Origin of the sequence: Caballeronia sp. INML3B, assembly GCF_023631305.1 — a bacterium.
Taxonomy (GTDB): domain Bacteria; phylum Pseudomonadota; class Gammaproteobacteria; order Burkholderiales; family Burkholderiaceae; genus Caballeronia; species Caballeronia turbans.
In genome coordinates this window covers 21,540-28,089 of sequence record NZ_JALQDI010000023.1, presented here as the reverse complement: position 1 = coordinate 28,089, position 6,550 = coordinate 21,540, and the positions used below count along the sequence as shown (strand labels likewise).

The window sequence follows — 6,550 nt, the reverse complement described above, 5'->3', positions numbered from 1 at the left end:
ACAACCTGCTGAAGACGGCGGCGGGCAGCGGCATCGCCATCGGGCCGATTCTGCTCGGCGCCGCGAAGCCGGTTCACGTGCTGACGTCGTCGGCGACGGTGCGGCGTATCGTCAATATGACGGCGTTGCTGGTGGCGGACGCATCGGCGGCGCGCTGATCGCGGCTATGGCATGAGATAAAAGCGGCGGGCTTGCCCGCCGCTTTTTTTTCCGGGTAGAAAAAAGCGTGCCGTGCGAGCACGGCACGCTGGAGAAAAAGCAAAAGAGGGTATCTGCTTTAACCCGCAAAACGCGGGATCGTCGGCGGAGCGCGATGCCGTGAAGCTGGCGACGAGTGAGGCGGCTCATCCAGGGGCTTCAAGATCCCATGAGCAAATTATTATCTCGTCCGCGATAAAAATCTCTCAGATTTGGGCTAATCATGCGACGACGAATCGCTCAGAACTGACCAGTCTTCGCCAAACCGAGAAAAAATTTCCGATTTTCGGGCCAACGTTGCTTCGCCCTGTCATTAGCGATACCCTTACATCTTTCATGGTCGCCGGATTGTGGTGCAACGCGAGGGCAGTCGGTTGGTGACACGCGCGCGAGGTATTTCCTTTTTCGTCGCCTTGAGCGTCCTTCTGGGCGCATGCGGCAAGGACGAACCTCGAGGCGGCGGTCAGGAACCGGTTGCTTCGGTGAGTCCGGCGCCGGCCTCGCGAGCAGAGCCGGTCCGGGAGGCGCAAGTACGGCAGCCGGACGCGACCGGCGGGCAAGAGCGCGACGGACTGGCCACCGTCCATATTGCGCAGTTGCCCAGGCAGGCCGTCGCAACCCTGCGGCTGATCGAAACGGGTGGCCCATTCCCTTACGAGAAGGACGGCGTCGTGTTCGGCAATCGCGAGCGTGTGCTTCCGCGGCATCCACGCGGCTACTACCACGAATACACCGTTCCCACGCCTCGCGCGCGGGATCGCGGCGCGCGCCGGATCGTGTGCGGTGGTCCGAAGAAGCAGGTCGGCGACTGCTATTACACGGACGACCACTACGCTACTTTCAAACGGATTGCGGATTAACTACGGGATTTACGGCATGAGCGACAACATCTACGCGCACGACCACAGCGTCGCGAGTGATCTTTTCGCCACCGGCGATGGCAACCTGTTCCAGCGAGTATTGCGGCTACGCATGACAGAACACGACAACAGACCCGACGACGAGACGAGGCCTGAGGAGGGCCATCCGCAAGAGGATCCGGAAGCGCTGTTCGCCACGGTGCGGCCGAATATCGTTCAGTCGATTCGCGCTTTTCGCGTGCAGGATCTCGCGGATGAGGCGAACCGCCTCGGCCAGCATTTTCTCTATGCCTATCTGGGCCAGGCGCAGAGCAAGCAGGAAGTGCTCGAGACCATCGCGACGTCGTTTCTGTTTCCGAAGCACTTTGGCAAAAATTACGACGCGCTCTACGATTCGCTCACCGATCTCGTCCACAAGGCGGGCTCGCAACCGGGTTTCGTGATCGTGCTCGAACAACTGCCGATTGCGCAGAAGTTCGACAAGGAAGGCCGGGAAGTGCTGCTCGACGTGTTCCGCGACGCGGCGGAATTCTGGGCGGAAAGGAAAGTGGCGTTCCGCGTGTTCTATTCGTTCGTCTGATTCAGCACGACTGGCGCGAGCGCCGGTCAAGATAAGCAACAGCCCGATGGATGCAGCCAGGCGTCCATCGGGCTGTTTTCATTTGTGTGGCGGGCGGATCACCAGCCGCCCCAACGCGCGGCCAGCGCCGCGAGCACCGCGATGCCCGCCGTTTCCGTGCGCAGCACGCGCGGGCCGAGCTCGAGCGCCGAGAATCCCGCCTCGATGATGGCGCTTTCTTCGCCGGGCGAAAAACCCGCTTCCGGCCCGATCAGCAACGTGACTGGTTCGCGCGGTGCATCGACCGGCAGCGCTGCGAAGCTTACTTCGGCGCGCGGCGAGAGCAGCAGGCGCAGTTCGCCATCGGTGGCGGCGGGCAGATCGGCGAGCCAGGCGTGAAGATCGCGCGGCGGCGCGACGTCGGGCACGCGGTTGCGCCCGCACTGCTCACACGCCGCGCGCGTGAGCGCCTGCCAGTGCGCCTGCCGCTTGAGCGCACGCTCGCCGGCGAGACGCACGACGCCGCGCTCCGTGGTGATCGGCGCGATGCCCGCCACGCCCAGTTCCACCGCCTTCTCAATGAGCCAGTCCATCTTGTCTCCGCCCGCGACACCCTGTGCGAGCGTCACGCGATAAGGCGGCTCGGCCTCGCGATCGCTGTATTCGTCGATGCGCGCCGTCACCGCGCGCTTCGCGATATCGACGAGTTCGCCGCGATATTCGCCGCCGCGGCCGTCGAAAAGGGTAACCGCGTCGCCCGTTTGCAGACGCAGCACGTGCACGTGACGCACGACGTCATCCGGAAGGAGGAGGGTTCGGCCCACGAAAAGCGGACCGTCGACATGAAAACGTGGCATGAATGCTCGATCGCGAACGTTGCTGTCCGCGGATAGTGATGATGCTCGCCGGCGACGCGCCGCTTCAGCGCAGATGCCGCGCGATCGCCCAGCGATAGCCGTCCGGGTCTTCGATCTGCGCGAAGCGGTCACCCCAGAACTGGTCTTGCGGCTCGATGAGCGGCTTCGCGCCGACGGCGAGCGCGTGCTGAAAAGTGGCGTCGACGTCATCGACATAAAGATAGAACGACTGCGGCGCCATCAGTCCCGCGCTCTTCGGCGTGCGCGCCTGCGATCCGTATGCGCCTTCTGGCGCGAACATCACGATCAACTGTCCGCGATACGTCATCTCGACATGGATGATCGTGCCGTCATCGTTCACGCTGTCGCGCACCCCGAAGCCGAGCGCCTTCTCATAGAACGCGGTGCTTACGCGCGCGTCGCGCACGGTGAGATACGGAATCAGCCAGGGCACGTCGGCGGGGCGTGGGTCGGTCATCGAAAGCACTCCTTGAAGCCTTGCTGCTGCACAATGGGAAGCATTTTGCCACGAAGCCGTACTACGAATGGACCGGCAGAGAATGAACGAACATGGCGCGCCGGACGGATTTCGCCGGATGAACGTCCGTTGGCGGCGCGCGTTACCGTGTAATGTCACGCGTTGTCGCGTCGTCGTGACACGGTTGTATCGCTTGCGACGCACGCGGCGCGGTGCGGTTCCCCCGACTCGCCGACGGTGATTTGCACGGAACATGCCCGCGCGCCGGGACGCCTGGCCGCACCGGACGCGCTCCTTACAGGCGCGTGTCAATCGGACCGGTCTGTTAGAATGACGGCCTCCCGATCCTCGTCGTTTCTCGTCGTTCCGGTCCTGAAAACGTTGTGTCCCGCGGGTCCGGCTCGAGTGAGAAGTACTGCCAGAGAAGCACCGCGGATCATTTCAGGACCTGCCCCAGACTCGACATGACGATCCCGACCTCCAGCCAGTCCGCCCTCATGGCCAACGCAATCCGCGCGCTCGCCATGGACGCCGTTCAACAAGCCAACTCCGGTCACCCCGGCATGCCCATGGGCATGGCAGAAATTGGCGTCGCGCTGTGGTCGCGCCATCTGAAGCACAACCCGACGAACCCGCACTGGTTCGATCGCGACCGTTTCGTTCTGTCGAACGGCCACGGTTCGATGCTGCTGTACTCGCTCCTGCACCTCACCGGCTACGACCTGCCGCTCGCCGAACTGAAGAACTTCCGCCAGTTGCATTCGAAGACGCCGGGCCATCCGGAAGTCGGCATGACGCCGGGCGTCGAGACGACCACCGGCCCGCTGGGGCAGGGCGTCGGCAATGCGGTCGGCATGGCGCTTGCCGAGGCGCTGCTCGCCGCCGAGTTCAACAAGGCAGATGCGAAGATCGTCGATCACTACACGTACGTGTTCCTCGGCGACGGCTGCCTGATGGAAGGCATCTCGCACGAAGCCTGCTCGCTCGCGGGCACGTTGAAGCTGAACAAGCTGATCGCGCTGTACGACGACAACGGCATTTCGATCGACGGCCACGTCGAGCACTGGTTCCACGACGACACGCCGAAGCGCTTCGAGGCATACGGCTGGAACGTGATCCGCGCGGTGGACGGCCACAACGTCGATGCGGTCGATGCCGCCATCGCCGCCGCGAAGAAGTCGGACAAGCCGACGTTGATCTGCTGCCGCACGGTCATCGGGAAGGGCGCGCCGACGAAGGCGGGCGGCCACGATGCGCACGGCGCGCCGCTCGGCGACAAGGAAATCGCGGCGACGCGCGCGGCCATCGGCTGGAACTGCGGTCCGTTCGAGATTCCGCAGGAAGTGTACGCAGCGTGGGACGCGAAGGAACAAGGCACGCACGCCGAAACCGAATGGAACAAGGCGTTCGACGCGTACAAGGCGAAATACGCCAGCGAGGCCGCCGAATTCGCACGTCGCATGAGCGGTGAGTTGCCCGCGAACTGGGCGGAAGCTGCCGCAAAGATCATCGAGGACGCGAACCAGAAAGCCGAAACCGTCGCGACTCGCAAGGCATCGCAGCAGACCATCGAAGGTCTCGCGGCGGCGCTGCCGGAACTGCTCGGCGGTTCGGCCGACCTGACCGGCTCGAATCTCACCAACTGGAAGGCTTCCAAGGCGGTGCGTGCGGCAGGAGATGCGGAAAACGCGAATCCCTCGGGCATCCAGTGGGGCAACCACATCAATTACGGCGTGCGCGAATTCGGCATGAGCGCGGCCATCAACGGGATCGCGCTGCATGGCGGCTATCGTCCGTTCGGCGGCACGTTCCTGACGTTCTCGGACTACAGCCGCAACGCGCTGCGCGTCGCCGCGCTGATGAAATCGCGCTCGATCTTCGTGTTCACGCACGATTCCATCGGCCTCGGTGAAGACGGCCCGACACACCAGTCGGTCGAGCACGTGTCCAGCCTGCGCCTGATCCCGAATCTGCAGACGTGGCGCCCGGCCGATACGGTCGAAACGGCCGTCGCGTGGACGCACGCGATCGCGCACCACGGTCCGTCGACGCTGATCTTCAGCCGCCAGAACCTGCAATTCTCGACGCGCAACGACATTCAGATCGCCAACATCGCGAAGGGCGGCTACGTGCTGCGCGACTGGAACGACGATATCCCCGCGCGCAAGATCATCCTCATCGCGACCGGCTCGGAAGTGCAGCTCGCGATGGAAGCGGTCGAGGCGCTGGCGAAGGACGGCATCGGCGCGCGTGTCGTGTCGATGCCCTGCACGAACGTCTTCGACAAGCAGGACGCCGAGTACCGCGAGCGCGTGCTGCCGAAGGGCGTGGCGCGCGTGGCGATCGAGGCGGGCGTGACGGATTTCTGGCGCAAATACGTGGGCCTCGAAGGCGGCGTGGTCGGCATCGACACGTTCGGCGAGTCGGCCCCGGCGGGCGCGCTGTTCAAGCATTTCGGCTTCACGGTGGAGAACGTGGTCAAGACGGCGAAGGCCGTTCTCGCCGCGTAAGCACTGACGTCAGCGAAGCAAGGTTTTTTTAAGCCAAGGAGATAGACCATGACGATTCGCGTTGCAATCAACGGCTACGGCCGGATCGGCCGCAACACGCTGCGCGCCCTCTATGAGAACGGCAAGAAGCATGACATCGAGATCGTCGCCATTAACGACCTCGGCGATGCCAAGACCAATGCGCACCTGACGCAATACGACACCGCGCACGGCAAGTTCCCGGGCGAAGTGTCGGTGGACGGCGACTACCTCGTCGTCAACGGCGACAAGATCCGCGTGCTGGCGAACCGCAACCCGGCCGAACTGCCGTGGGGCGAGCTGAAGGTCGACGTGGTGATGGAGTGCACGGGCTTCTTCACGACGAAGGAAAAGGCGAGCGCGCACATCAAGGGCGGCGCGAAGAAGGTCATCATCTCGGCGCCGGGCGGCAAAGACGTGGACGCGACCGTCGTGTACGGCGTGAACCACAACGTGCTGAAGGCTTCCGACACGGTCATCTCGAACGCATCGTGCACGACGAACTGCCTGGCACCGCTCGTCAAGCCGCTGAACGACAAGATCGGTCTGGTGAACGGTCTGATGACCACGATCCACGCCTACACGAACGATCAGGTTCTGACGGACGTGTATCACGAAGACCTGCGCCGCGCGCGCTCGGCGACGCACAGCCAGATCCCGACGAAGACGGGCGCTGCTTCGGCTGTCGGCCTCGTTCTGCCGGAACTGAACGGCAAGCTGGACGGCTACGCGATCCGCGTCCCGACGATCAACGTATCGGTGGTCGATCTGTCGTTCATCGCCGCACGCGACACGACGGTCGAGGAAGTCAACAAGATCATGAAGGAAGCGTCGCAAGGCGAGCTGAAGGGCATCCTCGGCTACAACGACGCGCCGCTGGTCTCGATCGACTTCAACCACAACCCGGCCTCGTCGACGTTCGATGCCACGCTCACGAAGGTCTCCGGCCGTCTCGTGAAGGTGTCGAGCTGGTACGACAACGAGTGGGGTTTCTCGAACCGCATGCTGGATACGGCTGTGGCGCTCGCGAACGCCAAGTAAGTTTCGGCTTGCTGAAACGACAAAGCCGC

The 6,550-nt window shown here is 63.6% G+C and carries 7 protein-coding genes; 5 read left to right on the top strand and 2 right to left on the bottom strand.

Annotated elements, in window-relative coordinates; all coding sequences use genetic code 11:
- The 3 genes from NCS58_RS12305 to NCS58_RS12295 all read left to right on the top strand — a co-directional run.
- A partial coding sequence (locus tag NCS58_RS12305; protein ID WP_143756435.1) for a phosphate acyltransferase occupies positions 1 to 158 on the top strand: 158 nt, incomplete at its 5' end.
- Positions 159 to 575: 417 nt separating this feature from the next.
- Positions 576 to 1,058 (top strand): ribonuclease, encoded by a 483-nt coding sequence (locus NCS58_RS12300; RefSeq protein WP_061121328.1) that lies wholly within the window; start codon positions 576 to 578, stop codon positions 1,056 to 1,058.
- Positions 1,059 to 1,074: 16 nt separating this feature from the next.
- A complete protein-coding gene (locus NCS58_RS12295; RefSeq protein WP_250477078.1) occupies positions 1,075 to 1,638 on the top strand; it encodes a barstar family protein in 564 nt (187 codons plus the stop codon).
- 98 nt (positions 1,639 to 1,736) lie between these two features.
- On the opposite strand, the gene NCS58_RS12290 is transcribed toward NCS58_RS12295, so the two are convergent.
- Positions 1,737 to 2,474, bottom strand: coding sequence for a 16S rRNA (uracil(1498)-N(3))-methyltransferase (locus NCS58_RS12290; RefSeq protein ID WP_061121324.1), 738 nt, complete (start codon positions 2,472 to 2,474; stop codon positions 1,737 to 1,739).
- 64 nt (positions 2,475 to 2,538) lie between these two features.
- Positions 2,539 to 2,952 (bottom strand): glyoxalase/bleomycin resistance/extradiol dioxygenase family protein, encoded by a 414-nt coding sequence (locus tag NCS58_RS12285; protein WP_061121327.1) that lies wholly within the window; start codon positions 2,950 to 2,952, stop codon positions 2,539 to 2,541.
- Between the two features lie 497 nt (positions 2,953 to 3,449).
- On the opposite strand from NCS58_RS12285, the gene tkt reads away from it, so the two are divergent.
- Both tkt and gap read left to right on the top strand, forming a co-directional pair.
- Positions 3,450 to 5,462: a transketolase gene (gene tkt / locus NCS58_RS12280; protein WP_250538523.1), complete on the top strand. Its 2,013-nt coding sequence runs from the start codon at positions 3,450 to 3,452 to the stop codon at positions 5,460 to 5,462.
- A 48-nt stretch (positions 5,463 to 5,510) separates the two neighbouring features.
- The gene (gene gap, locus NCS58_RS12275) at positions 5,511 to 6,521 is read left to right on the top strand and encodes a type I glyceraldehyde-3-phosphate dehydrogenase (RefSeq protein WP_061121322.1); all 1,011 of its coding nucleotides are present in this window, start codon (positions 5,511 to 5,513) and stop codon (positions 6,519 to 6,521) included.
- Positions 6,522 to 6,550 lie beyond the last annotated feature (29 nt).

What these genes read in the sequence shown, in the direction of transcription:
- NCS58_RS12295 (WP_250477078.1), top strand. Translation starts at nt 1,075, where the DNA reads ATGAGCGACAACATCTACGCGCACGACCACAGCGTCGCGAGTGATCTT.
- NCS58_RS12290 (WP_061121324.1), bottom strand. Translation starts at nt 2,474, where the DNA reads ATGCCACGTTTTCATGTCGACGGTCCGCTTTTCGTGGGCCGAACCCTC.
- NCS58_RS12285 (WP_061121327.1), bottom strand. Translation starts at nt 2,952, where the DNA reads ATGACCGACCCACGCCCCGCCGACGTGCCCTGGCTGATTCCGTATCTC.
- tkt (WP_250538523.1), top strand. Translation starts at nt 3,450, where the DNA reads ATGGCCAACGCAATCCGCGCGCTCGCCATGGACGCCGTTCAACAAGCC.
- gap (WP_061121322.1), top strand. Translation starts at nt 5,511, where the DNA reads ATGACGATTCGCGTTGCAATCAACGGCTACGGCCGGATCGGCCGCAAC.